We start from the raw sequence: 16063 nt of genomic DNA, 5'->3' as shown, positions 1-16063 counted from the left end.
GGTCCGTCAGCACTCGGACATGCGTTGCTGCGAATCTGCATCAAGCCTGGCGCGGCAACGTGCGCCTGGGTCGCAAGAGCCTGCACTCGGGTGCGGGGTATCGATGAACGTCCGGGCCGCTGCCCGGACACCAAGATGAGTATTGCCTCGCATGACCGACCGTCTTCGCTTTCCCGCCGAATGGGAACCTCAATCCGCCGTGTTGCTTGCGTGGCCGCATGCCGGCACCGATTGGGCCGAGCGCCTGGCCGATGTGGAAGAGACCTACATCGCGCTGATTACCGCGATCTCCCGCTTCGAGCCGGTGGTCGTCTGCGTCGCCGATGACGATCTGCAGATCTATGCCGAAGCGCGGCTGCGTTCGGCGCGCGTTAACATGACGCGGGTGCGCTTTGTGATCGCCGCCTACAACGACACCTGGTTGCGCGATTCCGGCCCGATCACGCTGCGCCAGGATGACGGTTTCCGGCTGATGGATTTCCGCTTCACCGGGTGGGGCGGCAAGTTCGAGGCCAGCCTGGACGACCAATTGGTGAGTTCGCTGGATGCGGCGCAGGTCTTCGTGCCCGCCCCGGTGCAGACGGTGGATTTTGCGCTGGAAGGCGGTGCGATCGAAACCGATGGTGCCGGCACACTGCTGACCACCTGGACCTGCCTGCACGAACGTCACCCGCAGCGCACGCGCGAGTCGCTGAGCAGTGATCTTGCTGCATGGCTGTCGCAGGATCGCGTGCTGTGGCTGGACCATGGCTACCTCGAAGGCGACGACACCGACGCGCATATCGACACGCTGGCGCGCTTTGCCGGCCCGCACGCGATCGTCTACCAGGGCTGCGATGTGCCCGGCGATTCGCATTACGCCGAACTGCAGGCGATGGGCAACGAGCTGGCCGCGCTGCGCACCGCCGACGGGCAGCCGTACCGTTTGTTCGTGCTGCCGTGGGCCGAGCCGATCCTGGATCAGGGCCGTCGCCTGGCTGCGTCGTATGCCAACTTCCTGATCGTCAACGGCGCGGTGCTGATGCCGGCGTATGGCGATCGGGCCGATGCGACCGCGCAGGCGGTGCTGGCCGAAGCGTTTCCGCAGCACGAAATCGTGCCGGTGCCCTGCCGTGCGTTGATCTGGCAGAACGGCAGCCTGCATTGCCTGACCATGCAGTTGCCGGCCGGCCTGCTCGCCGCCTGACCAGTGCGTTCGACGCGACTACGTAAGTGGCGCGTCGTTTCTTGTTCCGGCCGGCAGGCCGGTGTTATGCCATGGCGCGCTACCTTAGTGCGCACCTTTGCAGGATGAGATGCCATGTCCCGTCACCTTCTTTCCGTCGCGCTGATTCAAGAGCGCAACCACGGCGACGCCGAGGCCAATCTGGCCATCATCGAATCGCGCGTGGCCGAGGCTGCCGCACAGGGCGCCAAGTTGGTGCTGCTGCAGGAGCTGCATAACGGCGCGTATTTCTGTCAGCACGAGTCGGTGGACGAATTCAATCTGGCCGAGCCGATCCCCGGCCCGAGCACCGAGCGCCTGAGTGCGCTGGCCAAGCAACATGGCGTGGTGCTGGTCGCCTCGTTGTTCGAGCGCCGCGCCGCCGGCCTGTATCACAACACTGCGGTGGTGTTCGAAAAGGACGGGCGCCTGCTCGGCAAGTACCGCAAGATGCACATCCCCGACGACCCGGGCTTCTACGAGAAGTTCTATTTCACGCCGGGCGATCTGGGCTTTACGCCGATCGATACCTCGGTGGGCCGCCTGGGCGTGTTGGTGTGCTGGGATCAGTGGTACCCGGAAGCGGCACGTTTGATGGCCTTGGCCGGTGCGGAACTGCTGCTCTACCCCACCGCGATTGGCTGGGACCCGGACGATCAGCAACCCGAGCAGGAGCGTCAGCGCGATGCGTGGATCCTGAGCCATCGTGGGCATGCAGTCGCCAATGGCGTGCCGGTGCTGTCGTGCAACCGCGTCGGGCATGAACCCTCGCCGCTGGACGCGTCCGGTATCCAGTTCTGGGGCAACAGCCATGTGCTGGGGCCGCAGGGCGAGTTCATCGCCGAAGCCGGCCAGGAGCCGACCGTGCTGATCTGCGATGTCGACCTGCAGCGCAGCGAACATGTGCGGCGCATCTGGCCGTTTCTGCGCGACCGTCGCATCGATGCGTACGGCGACCTGCTCAAGCGTTACATCGACTGATCGCATGGCCGTCGAGCTGCGTGCAGTCCGCGATACGGACATCCCGGCGATCACCGCGATTTATGCGGAACAGATCGCCGGGTTCAATACCTACGAATACAGCGCGCCGTCTAGCGCGGACATGCACGCCCGCATGCGCGCGATCGTGGATGCCGGCTACCCGTATCTGGTTGCAGAACATGCCGGCGCTGTCGCCGGCTATGCCTATGCCAGTGCCTATCGCGCACGTGCGGGCTACCGCTGGACGGTGGAGAATTCGATCTATCTTGCCGCCGACATGCAGGGCCGCGGGATCGGCAAGGCCCTGTTGGGCGAACTGATCGCGCGCTGCGAGCAGCGCGGTTATCGGCAAATGATTGCGGTGATCGGCGATGCCAGCAACCAGGCATCGCTGCGGCTGCATGAACGTTTTGGATTTCGCACGGTCGGAGTGTTCACCGGTATCGGCCGCAAGCAGGGTCGCTGGTTGGACGGCGTGCAGATGCAGCGCCAACTCGGCTCCGGTAACACCGCCCCTCCTTCTGATGAATGATCCCATGACTGAGCAGACCACCCACGTTCTGGACGATGCGCTGTCCGGCCAGCCGCACCGCATCGTCGAACGCGATGGCGTGCGCTACACCTTGCTGGGAACTGCCCATGTCTCGCTGGCCAGCGTCGCCGCGGTGCAGCGGGCGATCGGCAGCGGCCGCTACGACGCGGTGGCGGTAGAGCTGGACGCGCAGCGGCTGCAGGCGCTCAGCGACCCCGATGCCCTCGCCCGTCTGGATCTGGTGCAGGTGATCCGCAAGGGGCGCGTGGCCTTGTTCGCCGCCAATCTGGCATTGGCGGCCTACCAGCGCCGCCTGGCCAAGCAGTTGGGCATCGAGCCGGGCGCGGAGTTGAAAGAGGCGGTGAATCTGGCGCGTGCGCAGGGGCTGCCGGTCTATCTGATCGATCGCGAAGTCGGGCTGACCTTCAAGCGTGCGTCCGGGCGGTTGGGATTCTTCGGCAAGATGAAACTTGCCGGCGGTCTGCTCAGCGGCCTGTTCGCCGCCGACGAGGTGGGCGAAGAGGAGATTGAAAAGCTCAAGCAAGGCGACATGCTGGAGGCGAGCTTTGGCGATTTCGCCAGCGAGAGCCCGGAGCTCTACGACACGGTGATAGCCGAGCGCGATCGCTACATGGCCACGCGCCTGCGCGAAGAAGCCGGTGCCGGGCAGCAGGAAGTGCTGGCAGTCGTCGGCGCCGGACACCTGGCCGGGCTTGCGCGGCACCTCGAACAAGACACCGATGCGCCCGGCCCGCTGCGCGAGTCGCTGGAATATGTGCAGCAGCGCAAGCGCGTTCCCTGGATCACGCTGGGCATCCTGGCAGTGATCATTACCGGGATCGGCATCGGGTTCTGGCGCGGCGGCCTGAGCATGGGCGCCGACCTGTTGCTGCAGTGGGCGATGTACACCGGCGGGCTGGCCGCACTGGGCTGTCTATTGGCCGGCAGCCACCCGTTGAGCATCCTGACCGCTGCAGTGGTCGCCCCGTTCAAACCGTTCCGTCTGAGCGTACCGACCGGTGCCTTCGCCGCGCTGGTCGAAGTGCATATGCGCAAGCCGGCCTATGGCGATTTCCTGTCGCTACGCGACGATGCGCAGACCCTGCGCGGTTGGTATCGCAATCGCGTATCGCGCGTGGTGCTGACGTTTCTGCTGACCAACGTCGGCAGCATGGCCGGAGTGTGGCTGGCAGGCGTGCAGATCTTCAATCGCCTGCATGGGTGATTGAGAAGGCAGTCGACAAGGTGCGGGATACCGACGCCTTGTAGGAGCGCACCTGGGCGCGATTGGGCGTTATCGGTAAAGCCCGTCGCGCCCGGGTGCGTTCCTACGTGGTTGGCGTTACGGAGCGGCTGCCTGATCCGGTGCGAGCTGCAAACGCACCCACACGCCATAGTGATCCGATGCCCAGCGGCCTTCGGCATATGGCGTGTCGAACAGAATGCGGGCTTCGCGGGCGAGCAGGCGGTTCTGCTGGAAGAACACGTGGTCGATGCGCGCCGGCGTGTCGAAGACATGCAGATTCAAGGTACTGACCGTGGCATCGCTGTTGCGGTGCACGCTGCCATAGCTGTCGCCATAACCTTTGCGTAGCGCCTCCAGATCCAGCGCGTCGGCGGCGATATTGAAATCGCCGGCAATCACCACCGGCGCCTGCGCGCTGGTGGAGGCAATGAACTCCAGCAGGTCGCCGACCTGGCGCGTGCGCGTTGCGGTGCCGCGCGCATCGGCGCGTTCGTTGAGATGGGTCACGTAGACATTGACCGGCTGGCCATCGATATCCACCTGCAGATGCGCCGCAACGCGGTAGTCGTCCAGCGGTTGCAGCAGGCGCTCATGGCGCGCCAGCACCTTGCGCCGGCTCAGTAACGCATTGCCATAGCGCTTGGCGGCACCGGGGGGATCCACCGAGGCGAAGATCACCTCGTAGCCCAGCTTGCGCGCCAACCAGGCAGATTGGTTTTCCACGCTACCGCGGCGCTCGATGACCTCCTGCAACGCAATGACATCCGGTGCCAGTTGCTTGAGCTCCTTGGCGATATAGGCGCGACGGGCCGGCCAGTCTTCGCGGTCATGATGCAGGTTGAGCGTGACCAGGGTCAGGCCGCGGACAGATGGAGCTGGGGTTGCCTGCCCTGCGGGGTCACTGACCGCTGCAGAGCCGTCCTGCCTGGACTGCGCTGCAGCACGTAACGGCCCAGCCTGACCAGGCTGGCCTGCGTGCGCGTGCGCGTAGCACAGCGCCAGTGCGACAACGGCCGCACACCGGCCAGCGCGGCGCCAGTGTTGCCCTGCGCGTACCGGCCAAGGCATCGCCGTCATTGCGTAGCGCGCTCGGCCCGCCGCACCGCGCTGGGCACATCGATCTGCACGGTGGCCGGTATCTGCTGGATCCGCAGCTCACCGTTCTGCCACTCCACGGTTTCGCCGTTGACGCTCGCCTTGCCGGGTTCGCCCTGATACGGCCAGACAAACACCACGCCGCCCTGCGGCAGCAACAGGCCGGGTTGCAGTTGCAGCGATAGCTGCTTTTCGGTGCGCTGCAGCGTGTAGTTGAGGCGGCCGTACGGCGTGCGCAATTCGGCAATGCCGATGCCCTTGCCTTCGAACCAGCGAGTCGGCGTGCCAGCGGCGATCACGATGCTTTGGTCGGACTCACGCGTGTAGGCGAACATGTCCAGCACCGAACGCACGAAGTCCGATGCGACCCAGGCGTGCGGCAGATCGCCGACGAAGAACGGTGTACGCGGCGTGCGCGAGACCACCTCGGCCCACTGATTCCAGGGCTGCGGCGCGCGATCCTTGAAGAAGAATGCGGTGGCATCCCAAGCACGCTCGCGCCAGCCCAGCCGCACGAACGCGGCGACGTTGCGCCATTCGTACGGGGTGTAGTCCTTCCACTCGCGTTTGCCGTCGCGGCGATCGGAGAATTCTTTCCAATAGCGTTCGAAGGTATTGGTCAGCAGCTCCTGCGGCAGGCGCTGCTGCTCGCCGCCCGGTGTCAACGCGATGGTGGTGGAGGTCGCGTCGAAATCGCCGAGTTCGGCCGAACCGGGCAGGAAATCGAGCTTGTGCTCGCGCACCGCCGCACCCAGCGAGGCGATCAGGTCGCCGCTGAATTCGTCGCGTGCAGCGCTGAAACGGGTGACGTCCTCCGGCTTGTCGAGCACGCCGGCCAGCATCGTGGCGTCCTTGTAGCCGCGCAGCGCCCAGAAGTTGTCCCAGTACGAATGCACCGGTTTGGCCGAATAGCCTTCGTGGCTGATCGACACCGGCATCATTCCGTAGAACGCCGGGTTACGCATGAAGTTGTCTTCGGTGCGCTCGCTGGCGCGCAGTTTTTCCATGTAGTCGAAGGCGCCGGTGACATGCGGCCACATCTTCTCCAGGAACGGCCTGTCGCCGGTGTAGCGGTAGTACTCGGCGACGTTGTAGATCAGTTCGCCATGACTGTCGTTTTCGGGCACCGGGTCGCTGCCACGGTCGTCCACGCAGCACGGCACCATACCGTCGGCAAATTGATACGGCGCAAACCAATCCACGTAGTCGCGCACCACGTCTTCGCGGCCGAGCCGCAGCAGGCCTTCGGAAATCATCGCGCCATCGCGGATCCAGCTGCGCGAATACGAGCGCGTTCCCGGCTGCAGACGTGGGCCGATGCGCGAAATCAGCATGTGCGCCAGCGCCGTGCGCAGCGTATCGACCACCGGCTTGCCTTCGGCCGGCACGCTGATGCGCACGCGATCAAGCTTGCCGCGCCACTGCTGGGCCACCTGCTGCTGCGCGGCGTCGGCATCGAAGCCGGCGGGCAGTTGCGCCGCGCCGGTCTGCGGGATCACCAGCGCCACTTCGCGCTTCTGGCCGGGCTCGAGCTTCCAGCGATACAGCAGCACGCCCGACGCCAGGCCGGTTTCGTCCTTGACCTGGGTGAGCGTAGGCGGCGTGGCGGCGGTGAGATGGCTGACATCCATACCGCTGTCGAAGGCGCTGGCGAAGCTGGCATCGGGACGTTGCGCGGCGAAGACGCGCGGCTTGCCGTTGACGCTGACCTGCGCGCCATCCACCGCCAGTTGCTCGATCCGGCTGACGCCGCCCAGGGTGTTGAGGAACTGCGACGGCGGGTTGACCTGGAACGGACGCACCGCCAGGGCCAGGGTGAACTCACGTGCCTCCTTGCCGGTGTTGTGCAGCTGATAGCGTGCGACCAGTTGTGCCTGATCCGGAGTGCCCTGCACAAACGCGGTGACACGCAGATTCATCAGGTCGTGGTGCCAGTCGACGCTGGGAATCGGCAGGTAATCGTCCTGCAGGCTCTGCTCGCTGCTGACGTCGGACCAGTGCAGCACCTTGCCACCGGTGACCACGAACGGCTCGATGCTGAAACCGCCCTTGCCCACTTCCACCGCACCGTCTTCGCCGATCAGGCCCTGCTCGGTGCCGCCGTCCAGACCGAGGATGGTCCAGTACGGCTGCTCGCCGGAAAACCCGCGCGGATAACTGCCACGCGGCAACTGGCCGGCCAGCGATTTGATGAAGTCGTTGGGCGTTGCCGCAAACGCCAGCGGCTGCAACTGCACCTCTTTGATGCCGTAGCGCCAATTCGGGCCGTCCTTCAGATCGAAACGCAGATAGCGTGCTTCGGTATCGGGCAACGCCAGCCAATCGGTGCCGCCGGCACCGGCGGTGACCGTGCGCAGGTCGCGCCAACTGCGGCCATCGGCCGATGCACGCACCGCGTATTGCGAAGCCTGCAGGCCGGGCACCCACTGCACCACCGCGCCACCAAATTCGCGCACCTTGCCCAGATCCAGCGTGACGGTCTGTTGCTTGACCGCACCGCTGAGCCAGAAGGTGTCGGGCTTGCCATCGGCCAGGCGTTGCTCCAACGCCGGCGCAGTGTCGGTGATGGCCTCGGCCTTGAGCGGCGAGGTGTCTTCCGGCGGCAATGGGGTGAGCGTCAGGCGGTCGAAGCACACCGAACCCTTGCCACCAACCTTGTTGTAGATGGTGAACTCGACATCCGCGCTGCTGCGCAGCTGCTTGTCCGCACCCGGACCCCAGGCTTTTTCGATGTTGCGCTTGCGGTAGTTGAAGGTGGTCCAGTTCTTCGGGAAATTGAAGCCCGGCCGGTTGACCCACCACACGTTGTCGCCGCTGGCATCGATCAGCTTGAGCTGCAGATCGTTGGACGGCGATTCGCCGCGTAGCGAAAACCCGATGCGGTAGTTATCGGGGTATTCGAGCGGCAGCGCGCGGCGGATGCCCACGTAGCCGGAGACGCCGTTGAAGTGGTAATCCAGGCACAGCGCATGCCCACCGGAGGGCGTCGCCACCGGGCGCAGCGAACCGCTGACCTGGTTTGACACTACCAGGCGCCAGGCGCCGATGTCGTTGAAGCCGTCGAGCACGCGCTCCTGCGCCTGCGCCACACCCGCACCACTGGCAACAGCGGCCATGGCAAGCACTGCCCGGATCATCGGCTTCACCCCTTCACACTCCCCAGCAGAAGACCTTGAATGTAGTAACGCTGCAGCGCCAGGAACAATAGCAGCACCGGAATCACCGTCACCACTGCGCCGGCCATCATCAGTTCCACGTCCATGATGTGCTCGCGCGACAGCGCCGCCAGCGCCACCGGCAAGGTGTATTGCTCCTGATCGGTGAGCACGATCAGCGGCCACATGAAGTCGTTCCATGAGCCCATGAAGGTGAAGATGGTCAAGGTGACCAGCACCGGCTTGAGCATCGGCAGCACGATCTGGAAGAAGATCCGCATCTCGCTGGCGCCATCGATGCGTGCGGCTTCGATCAACTCATCGGGAATGCTGCGCGCGTACTGGCGCACCAGAAAAATACCGAACACCGTGGCCAGCGCCGGCACTACTACCCCGCCGATGTTGTTGACCAGATGCAGCTGCTTCATCAACAGAAACAGCGGCAGCATCGCCACCTGCGCCGGGATCACCAGCGCGGCCATCAGGATCTTGAAGATGCGCTCGCGGCCGACGAACTGCAGCTTGGCGAAGGCATAGCCGGCCATGGTGTTGATCAGCAACGAGCCCAGCGTGATCAGCCCTGACACCAGCAGGCTATTGGCGAAGTTACGCGCCATACCGGTGCGCGCGAACAGCTCGTGGTAGTTGGCCAGGGTGAACGCCGACGGCAGCATCGGCGGCGGGAACCGGCTGGCCTCGCCGGTGGGCATGAACGACACCGACAGCATCCACAGCAACGGCGCCAGGCTGATCAAGGCCAGCACCAGCAAGCCGCCATTGATCAGCACGGCGTTCCAGCGCGACTCGCCGACATCACGACTCATATCAGGTCCCTCTTGCGGCCGAAGCGCAGCATCACGGTGGTCACCGCCAGGATGATCAGGAACAACAGGAACGCCACTGCCGACGCGCGGCCGAGGTTCCACCATTTGAAGCCTTCTTCGAACATGAAATACAGCACGCTGACGGTGCTCTGCAGTGGGTCGCCGCGGGTCATCACGTACGGTTCGGCAAACAGCTGGAAGTAGCCGGAGATGGTGATCACCCCGACCACCATCAGCACCGGGCCGAGCATCGGCAAGGTGATGTGCAGGAACTGCTTCCAGCGCGAGGCGCCATCGATGCGCGCGGCCTCATACAGGTCCTGCGGAATCGCCTGCAAGCCGGCCAGGAAGATCACCATGTTGTAGCCGAAGTTCTTCCACACCGCGAACAGCATGATGGTGGGCATCGCCCAACGCGGATCGCCCAGCCAGTCGATCGGGGCGATGCCCAGATGGCTCAGCCCGAAGTTCACCAGGCCATATTTGATATGGAACAGGTAGCGCCAGATCACCGCCACCGCCACCAGCGTAGTCACCACCGGGGCGAACAGTGCGGTGCGGAACACCGCCTTGAAGCGCGAGGCCTTGGCGTTGAGCAGCAGCGCTGCGCCGAGCGACACGCCGATCGACATCGGCACGCCCAGCAGCACGAAGTAGGTGGTGTTCCACAACGACTTCCAGAACAGCGGCGTCTGCAGCAGCTCGATGTAATTGCCCAAGCCGACGAAGCGCAGGTGGCTGCTGTCGGCTAGCGCGTACAGGTCGAAGTCGGTGACGCTGAGCACCAGCGCGGCGAACACCGGCACGCCGAAGAACATGCCCAGCACCATGATCGACGGCGCGGCGAACACCCAGCCGGCGACGGAATTGCGCTTCATCATCGTGCCGCTCCCTTGCCGCTGGCTGCAGCCGCTGCTGCGTCCGGCGTGGGCATGGTGGCGGGCGCACCCGACGTGCCGGCCGGCCCGACATGCCCGCCTTCCTGTTCAAAGATCCAGCGGCGCTTGGCCAGGATGTCGTCCACGCGTTTATCCAGTTCCTGCACGGCCGCTTCGTGCGATTGACCGCCACGCACCACGCGCTCGGTCACCAAGCGCATTTCCTGCACGATGCGCTCCCACTCCAGCACCTTGGGCGTGGCCTTGACCCGTTCCAGCTGGTCGCCGAAGGCATGCGCCAGTTCGTCGTTGGCCAGCGACGGCAGCTTCCAGGTACTGCGCCGCGGCGGCAGGTCGCCGATGATGGCGTGGAAGCGCGCCTGCACCGTGGGCTGGGACAGATATTCGATCAGCTTCCAGGCCGCGTCCTTGTGCTGCGACGATTTGAAGATCACCAGGCTGGAACCGCCGGCGATGCCCGCGCCTAAACCATTGGGCCCGGGTAGTGCGGCGGTACCCCACTTGCCTTCCATGCCCGGCGGCTGGCGCAGCTTGAACTCGCGCACGTTCCAGGGTCCGGACAGATAGAACGCGTAGTAGCCGTTGAAGAATTCGTACCAGACGTTGGAGACCTGGGTTTCCGACACCTTGGGCGCCCAGCCTTTCTGGTACATGCCGTCGTAGAACGCCAGCGCCTTGCGGAACCCTTCGCCGCGGAAGTTGCCGTAATTGTCGTGGTCGCGCAGCAGACGGTCGTCCTGCTGCAGCGCGAACGAGAGCTGCTGCTCGAATTCGTTGAGCGGCATCAGGATGGCGTAACGGTCCGGGCCGACCTTGCGCTTGATCGCGGCCATCACCTGTTCCATCTCGGCCCAGGTCTTGGGCATTTCGCTGTAGCCGGCCTCGCGCAGCAGATCCTTGCGGTAGAACAGCAGCCGCGTGTCCACGTACCACGGCACCCCGTACAAGGTGTTATCGACCACGTTGGTGTCCCACACGCCGGGGAAGTAGTCCGCCGGGTCGACGATCTTCGAGCGCGCCACGTAGGGCTGCATCGGTTCCAGCGTGTCCAGCAACGCAAACTCCGGCAGCCAGGTGTTGCCGAGCTGGCACACGTCCGGCAAGCCGTCGGCGGCGAAGGCGGTGAGCAGTTTTTCGTGCGCCGCGGTCATCGGGATGTTCTGCACATCGACCTGGATGTCCGGGTTCTGCTTCTCGAAGTCGGCCACCAGCTCGGCCACCACTTCGGCCTCCTTGCCCATGGCCCAGAAGCGCACGGTGGTCTTGGCGGGATCGGAGCGGTTGCATCCAGCCGCACCTGCACACAGGGCGGCGGCCAACATCAACAGTTTCAAAAGGCGCACGGATTACTCGGGTTTTTGGCGTTGCGAGGGGTCTTGCTGGGCCTGGGCGGCAGCGGCACGCGACTCGGCCATGCCCAGCGAGCGTGCAGCGGCCTTTTGCTCGTCCTTCTGCGGCAGCGGCTGCGGCTCACCCTCGGGCGTGAGCCAGCCACCGGTGAATCCGGCGCGTTCCAGACCGGCGCGGATGTAGGCGTTCTTTTTCATCACCGTCCAGACGAATTCGTTCTGGTAGTTGGAGATCATCGCCAGGATCGGGCCCTGATCGATGGCGATGTAATCGCTGGCCACCCAGCCCCGGTCCGGCACCATGCGCCCGGTCTTGAGCGGGATGTCGTAGTTGAAGCTGGGGTTGAACGAATCCAGAAAACCATAGCTGGAATACAGGAAGTCGCCGTAGCGCTTGTGCATCTCTTCGGTAGCCGGGATCACCACTTCCGGGGCGAACACGATCGAGGAAATAGCCGCAGTTGGTGCGATGGTGCCGTCGTCGAAGTTCTCGCGCAGGCCGGCGCCGCGCGAGGAGTAGTGGCGGAACTGGCGCTGCTCGCCGCGGTATTCCTGGCTGGTGTTCTGCGGGCCGTCGCCGGCGGTCAGGCCCCAGACGTTTTCGCCGTAGTCCTTCCACTTCATCGGGTTGTCGATGGCGTAGTCGCGCTGCGCCAGGGTGGCGCGGCGACTATTGAGGAAGTAGTCGATGCCGCGTTCGCGCATGTACTGGTCCTGGATATCGCGGAAGTCGATCCAGACATGGCTGTATTGGTGACCGAACAGCGGGCCGAAGGACAGGTATTCCTGGCCTTGGTAGACGCCCCAGTCGTTGTTGTAGGTGCGTGTCCAGCTGGTCCACGCCTCCGGGTCGACGCCGTGGGTGGGCGAGCCGAGCGCGAGGATGTACAGCATCATCGCCTCGTTGTAGCCCATCCAGTCGTGATCGATGAAGCCGCTCTCCGGGAACCAGCCCATGGAGATCAGCGGCGCACGCTGCTGCAGCCAGCGCCAGTCCACGCGCTTGTACAGCGTGTCGGCGATCTGGCGGATTTCTTTCTCGCGCGGGTCGTCGCCGTCGTAATACGACTGGGTAAACAACACGCCCATCATCAGCAGCGCGGTGTCCACGCTCGACAGCTCGACCCAGCTGTCGTAACGGTTGCCCTGCTGCATATCCAGAAAGTGATAGTAGAAGCCCTTGTAGCCGGCCCTACCGGTCCGCTGCGGCCCCATCGGCGCATCGCGGAAGAATTTCAGTGTGGTCAGGGTGCGATCGATCGCCTGATTGCGGCTGACCCAGCCGTTCTCGATGCCGATCGGATACGCGGTCAGCGCAAACCCGACCGAGGCGATGCTGGCGAACGGACGCGACGGAAACCGGTCCGGAGACAATCCGTTGAGTTCATTGGTGGTGTCCCAGAAAAACTGGAAGGTGCGGCGTTCGATGTCCGAAAACAGCGGCGGCAGCGGTGGCTTGACCGGCTTGGGAGGCAACTGCGCCTCGATCAATATCACTTTCACCGGTGCCTTCTGTTCGACCACCTTCGGCTCCTCGGCCTGTTTGCAGGACGCCAGCACCAGCGCGCCCAGCAAGAGTGGAATCGTCAACCAACGCGACGTGTTGCCCCTGTCCATCCGCCCCCCACTTGTGTAATCGATTACATCTCGCACGCCAACCTACCCTATCCAAGCGCCGAGTTCGACCGCCCTGGCCTCATGCCAGGGCGGTCGAGCACCTCACCAGTTCAGGCCGAAGGCCAGACGGAAGGTACGCATCGGCGACGCCAGCACACCGGTCGGTGTGCCGTAAGCCGTATTCAAGTCCGACAGTGTCCCGGTATCGCCGTTAAAGTTGGCGTAGTTCACCCAATTGAACACGTTGAGGATATCCGCACGCACGTTGAATTTGACACCTGCACCGGTATCCCACTCTTTGTTGGCGGCAATGCTGAACTCCTTGTAGCCCAACGTGCCATCCGGCTTGAACTGGATGATGTCGCACTGGTCGTTGCCGGCAAGGCAATTCTGGCCGTAGCGCGCGGTCTGGCTGGCCAGCGACAGCTTGCCGGACAGCTTGACCTCATAGGGCAGCTCGTAGATGCCGGTGACCACCAGGCGGTTCTTCGCGATACCGCCGGCTTCACGCCAGCCATAGTCTTCGACGCGCTCGCGGTCCAGCGCATAGTGCTCGCCGAACTGACGGTTTTCCTTGGCGTCGGAATAGGTGTAGGCCACCGTCAGGCCCCAACCGGATTCTTCGTCGAAGGGCTTTTCGATCTGCAACGCGAGCTGGTTGTTGCGGGTTTCCACACCATTGGTGCCCAGCACGATGGCGCTATAGCCATCCGGTCCGTCGGTGGGCGCGCCCGAGGTGGTGCCCGGCTGGAAGAACGACCCATCAGGCAGACGGTTGCCGCGCACGAACGCAAAGCCGTCGTGGCTCTCGATGCGGCTCAGGGTCACATCGGTGAACCAGTCCTGGCCCCATAGCGGCACCATGTTGCGCATGCCGATGCTGAATTGGTCGGAGTACGGGGTCTTGATGTTGTTGTCGATCAGATAGATTTCACGCCCACCGCCGCCAGCGCTGGTCGCCGCCAGTGCATCGAGCCCTTCCTGGGTCGCAAAGGACGGATTCCATGCCGTGCACGGGTCGCCCAGGCAGGCCGGGTTGTTGGCGCTGGTGAAGTAGTAGCTGTACGACTTGAAGGAGTTGTTGAGCTGCTCCAGTGCCAGGTAATCGAAGATGTTGCGGTCGTAGGCACGGCCGGCACCGCCGTAGATCACGTGGGCCTGGTCGCCGAACAGGTCGTAGGAGGCACCCAGACGCGGCTGCCAGGCATTCTTGAACGCCTTGCGGTTGTTGCCGGTGCTGATGAAGTTGTTGATGTTGTAGTTGGCGTTCTGCAGGTTCGGCCAGTTCTGCAACGCACCGACTACATCGGACGGCGTGACGAAGTCCAAGAATGCCGGGGTTTCTTCGTAGTCGTAGCGCACGCCCAGGTTGAGGGTCCAGTGCTCGTTGACCTCCCAGTCGTCCTGCAGGTAGATGCCGTACTGCTTGTTCTTGGACACAACCGAGCCGCCACCTTCGGTCAACGGCGCGCCGAAGCGCACGCGGTACGGCGTTTCGACATCGGTGAGGATGTTGTAGTAGTACTGCGGATTGGCCGGGTTGAACTGGGTCGAATCCAGATCGATGCTCTTGAACTTCACGCCCATCTTGACGGTGTGCGCGCCGTGCCATTCCAGGCTGTTCAAGGTCAGATCGTCCTGGAAGGTCCAGCCCTTCTGGCCCTTGCGCTGGAAGCTGCCGCCGGCACCGGCTGACAGCACTTCGTCTTCGATGCCGCGTACCGGCGCATAACTCAGCACGTAGCCGCTGCCATTGTTGAGCGGCGCCTGGTTCCAGAACGCGCTCTCGTAGCTCAGATTGGCTTCGTTGAGGAAGTTGGCGCCGCTGTACTGCCAGCGCAGGTTGGCGCGCTTTTCTTCCTGCCCATTGATGCTGCCGTGCTCGTAGGTCGAGGTGCGGCCGACGTCGTTGAGCTCGTCCTCCTTGCGGTACTTGCCGGTCAGCTCGAACAGGTTGTTGTCGCCGATGGTCCAGTCGATCTTGCCGAAGTACAGGTCTTCCTTGAACGGGGTGCTGTAAGTGGCCACCAGCGGCTGCAGCTGCGCCGGCAACTGGTCGATGCGGTCTGAATAGATCGAGCCGGGGATCACCACGTTGGGGGTGGTGTATTCCTTGGCTTCATAGGCGATGAAGAAATGCGCCTTGTCCTTGAGGATCGGGCCGCTGAAGGTGGCGCCGTACTGGGTTTCTTCAAAGTCGTCGCGCACGCCGGCCTTCTTCTCCAGCGGGCTTTCTTCGCGCCAGCCGTCATTGCTGGTGTCCCAGAAGAAGCTGCCGTGGAAATCGTTGGTGCCGGACTTGGACGAAGCCACGATGGCCGCGCCGCTGACCTGATCGAACTCGGCCTTGTAGTTGGAGGTGATGACCTTGTATTCGCCGATCGCCGACTGCGGGAACGGGTTGCCGCGGCTGGAATCCTGGCCGCTGACGCCACCGGTCAGCACGTAGTTCTTCTGGCTCACGCCGTCGATGTAAACGTTGGTGCCTTCGGCCGAGGTGGCGCCCGAGCGCACCTTGGTGGTGCCGTTGGCGTCGCGGGTGAACTGCACGTTCGGCACGGTGTCGGCCAGTTCCAGGAAGTTGCGCGTGGCACGCGGCAGGTTCTGGATCTGCACGTTGGAAATGTAGGTGGCGTTTTCGGAGGTGCGCGTCTCCACCAGCACCGGCGGTGCCTTGACCTGCACCGCGTCCAGCGTGGTGGCGTTACCACCTTCGGCCGTGGCCTGCTCGCCGCCAACGCCCAGGTTCAAGGTGGCCGTCTGGCCGACCTGCACGGTCACATTCTGCGAGCTGGTCTGGCCATTGGCAGTGACGTCGATGCGGTACGAGCCCGGCGGCAGACCACCGACCGAGTAACCGCCATTGTTGACCTGCACGCTACGGGTCAGGCCGGTTGCGAGATTGGTCGCGGTTACCTGGGCCTGCGCCGCAGGTGCCGAGTCGACGGTGACCTGGCCGCGGATGGTCGCGGCAGTGCTCTGCGCAAATGCAGGCGCGGCGCCCAGGAGCAGGCAGCTGGCCAGGGCACAGCTGAGCAGCTTGCGCGCCGGGCGTGCGGAATGGGGGTGGTGGTGGCGCATTGGTCCCTCCAGGGATCGGTACAAATTGTTGTTGTGGTGTTGCAAACCAGCAGGAACGACCGCTGCGGGGGAGCAGCGGG

The 16063-nt window shown here is 64.1% G+C and carries 11 protein-coding genes; 4 read left to right on the top strand and 7 right to left on the bottom strand.

All coding sequences use genetic code 11. The features are described from left to right. The first annotated feature begins 151 nt into the window (after positions 1–151). The 4 genes from VC212_RS16245 (at position 152) to VC212_RS16230 (ending at position 3942) form a co-directional block, all read left to right on the top strand. Positions 152–1186: an agmatine deiminase family protein gene (locus VC212_RS16245; RefSeq protein ID WP_323526369.1), complete on the top strand. Its 1035-nt coding sequence runs from the start codon at positions 152–154 to the stop codon at positions 1184–1186. A gap of 114 nt (positions 1187–1300) precedes the next feature. Further along, positions 1301–2185: a carbon-nitrogen hydrolase gene (locus tag VC212_RS16240; RefSeq protein ID WP_115562196.1), complete on the top strand. Its 885-nt coding sequence runs from the start codon at positions 1301–1303 to the stop codon at positions 2183–2185. A gap of 4 nt (positions 2186–2189) precedes the next feature. Then, the gene (locus VC212_RS16235; protein ID WP_323526368.1) at positions 2190–2717 is read left to right on the top strand and encodes a GNAT family N-acetyltransferase; all 528 of its coding nucleotides are present in this window, start codon (positions 2190–2192) and stop codon (positions 2715–2717) included. A 4-nt stretch (positions 2718–2721) separates the two neighbouring features. Further along, positions 2722–3942, top strand: a complete 1221-nt coding sequence (locus tag VC212_RS16230) for a TraB/GumN family protein (RefSeq protein WP_193552449.1) — start codon at positions 2722–2724, stop codon at positions 3940–3942. A gap of 117 nt (positions 3943–4059) precedes the next feature. Here VC212_RS16230 and VC212_RS16225 read toward each other — a convergent pair whose 3' ends face one another. The 7 genes from VC212_RS16225 to VC212_RS16195 form a co-directional block, all read right to left on the bottom strand. After that, on the bottom strand, positions 4060–5031 hold the full coding sequence (locus VC212_RS16225; RefSeq protein WP_323526401.1) for an endonuclease/exonuclease/phosphatase family protein: 972 nt from the start codon (positions 5029–5031) through the stop codon (positions 4060–4062). A 5-nt stretch (positions 5032–5036) separates the two neighbouring features. Next, the gene (locus tag VC212_RS16220) at positions 5037–8174 is read right to left on the bottom strand and encodes a discoidin domain-containing protein (protein WP_323526367.1); all 3138 of its coding nucleotides are present in this window, start codon (positions 8172–8174) and stop codon (positions 5037–5039) included. 26 nt (positions 8175–8200) lie between these two features. Continuing rightward, on the bottom strand, positions 8201–9037 hold the full coding sequence (locus VC212_RS16215) for a carbohydrate ABC transporter permease (protein ID WP_005992271.1): 837 nt from the start codon (positions 9035–9037) through the stop codon (positions 8201–8203). Further along, positions 9034–9918, bottom strand: coding sequence for a sugar ABC transporter permease (locus VC212_RS16210; protein ID WP_115513129.1), 885 nt, complete (start codon positions 9916–9918; stop codon positions 9034–9036). The genes VC212_RS16215 and VC212_RS16210 overlap by 4 nt, the downstream gene beginning before the upstream one ends. Beyond that, on the bottom strand, positions 9915–11279 hold the full coding sequence (locus tag VC212_RS16205; protein ID WP_323526366.1) for a sugar ABC transporter substrate-binding protein: 1365 nt from the start codon (positions 11277–11279) through the stop codon (positions 9915–9917). The genes VC212_RS16210 and VC212_RS16205 overlap by 4 nt, the downstream gene beginning before the upstream one ends. Positions 11280–11282: 3 nt before the next feature. After that, the gene (locus VC212_RS16200; RefSeq protein ID WP_115559005.1) at positions 11283–12902 is read right to left on the bottom strand and encodes a glucoamylase family protein; all 1620 of its coding nucleotides are present in this window, start codon (positions 12900–12902) and stop codon (positions 11283–11285) included. Between the two features lie 102 nt (positions 12903–13004). Next, a complete protein-coding gene (locus VC212_RS16195; protein WP_115553890.1) occupies positions 13005–15983 on the bottom strand; it encodes a TonB-dependent receptor in 2979 nt (992 codons plus the stop codon). Positions 15984–16063 lie beyond the last annotated feature (80 nt).

Origin of the sequence: Xanthomonas sp. WHRI 8932A (assembly GCF_035012785.1) — a bacterium.
In the GTDB taxonomy this organism is placed as follows: domain Bacteria; phylum Pseudomonadota; class Gammaproteobacteria; order Xanthomonadales; family Xanthomonadaceae; genus Xanthomonas.
Note: the sequence above shows the minus strand (reverse complement) of the source record. Positions and strands in the feature narration are given on the sequence as shown.

Coding starts and splice junctions, on each gene's coding strand:
- VC212_RS16225 (WP_323526401.1), bottom strand. CDS start 5,031: ATGCCTTGGCCGGTACGCGCAGGGCAACACTGGCGCCGCGCTGGCCGG.
- VC212_RS16235 (WP_323526368.1), top strand. CDS start 2,190: ATGGCCGTCGAGCTGCGTGCAGTCCGCGATACGGACATCCCGGCGATC.
- VC212_RS16220 (WP_323526367.1), bottom strand. CDS start 8,174: ATGGCCGCTGTTGCCAGTGGTGCGGGTGTGGCGCAGGCGCAGGAGCGC.
- VC212_RS16215 (WP_005992271.1), bottom strand. CDS start 9,037: ATGAGTCGTGATGTCGGCGAGTCGCGCTGGAACGCCGTGCTGATCAAT.
- VC212_RS16210 (WP_115513129.1), bottom strand. CDS start 9,918: ATGATGAAGCGCAATTCCGTCGCCGGCTGGGTGTTCGCCGCGCCGTCG.
- VC212_RS16230 (WP_193552449.1), top strand. CDS start 2,722: ATGACTGAGCAGACCACCCACGTTCTGGACGATGCGCTGTCCGGCCAG.
- VC212_RS16195 (WP_115553890.1), bottom strand. CDS start 15,983: ATGCGCCACCACCACCCCCATTCCGCACGCCCGGCGCGCAAGCTGCTC.
- VC212_RS16240 (WP_115562196.1), top strand. CDS start 1,301: ATGTCCCGTCACCTTCTTTCCGTCGCGCTGATTCAAGAGCGCAACCAC.
- VC212_RS16200 (WP_115559005.1), bottom strand. CDS start 12,902: ATGGACAGGGGCAACACGTCGCGTTGGTTGACGATTCCACTCTTGCTG.
- VC212_RS16245 (WP_323526369.1), top strand. CDS start 152: ATGACCGACCGTCTTCGCTTTCCCGCCGAATGGGAACCTCAATCCGCC.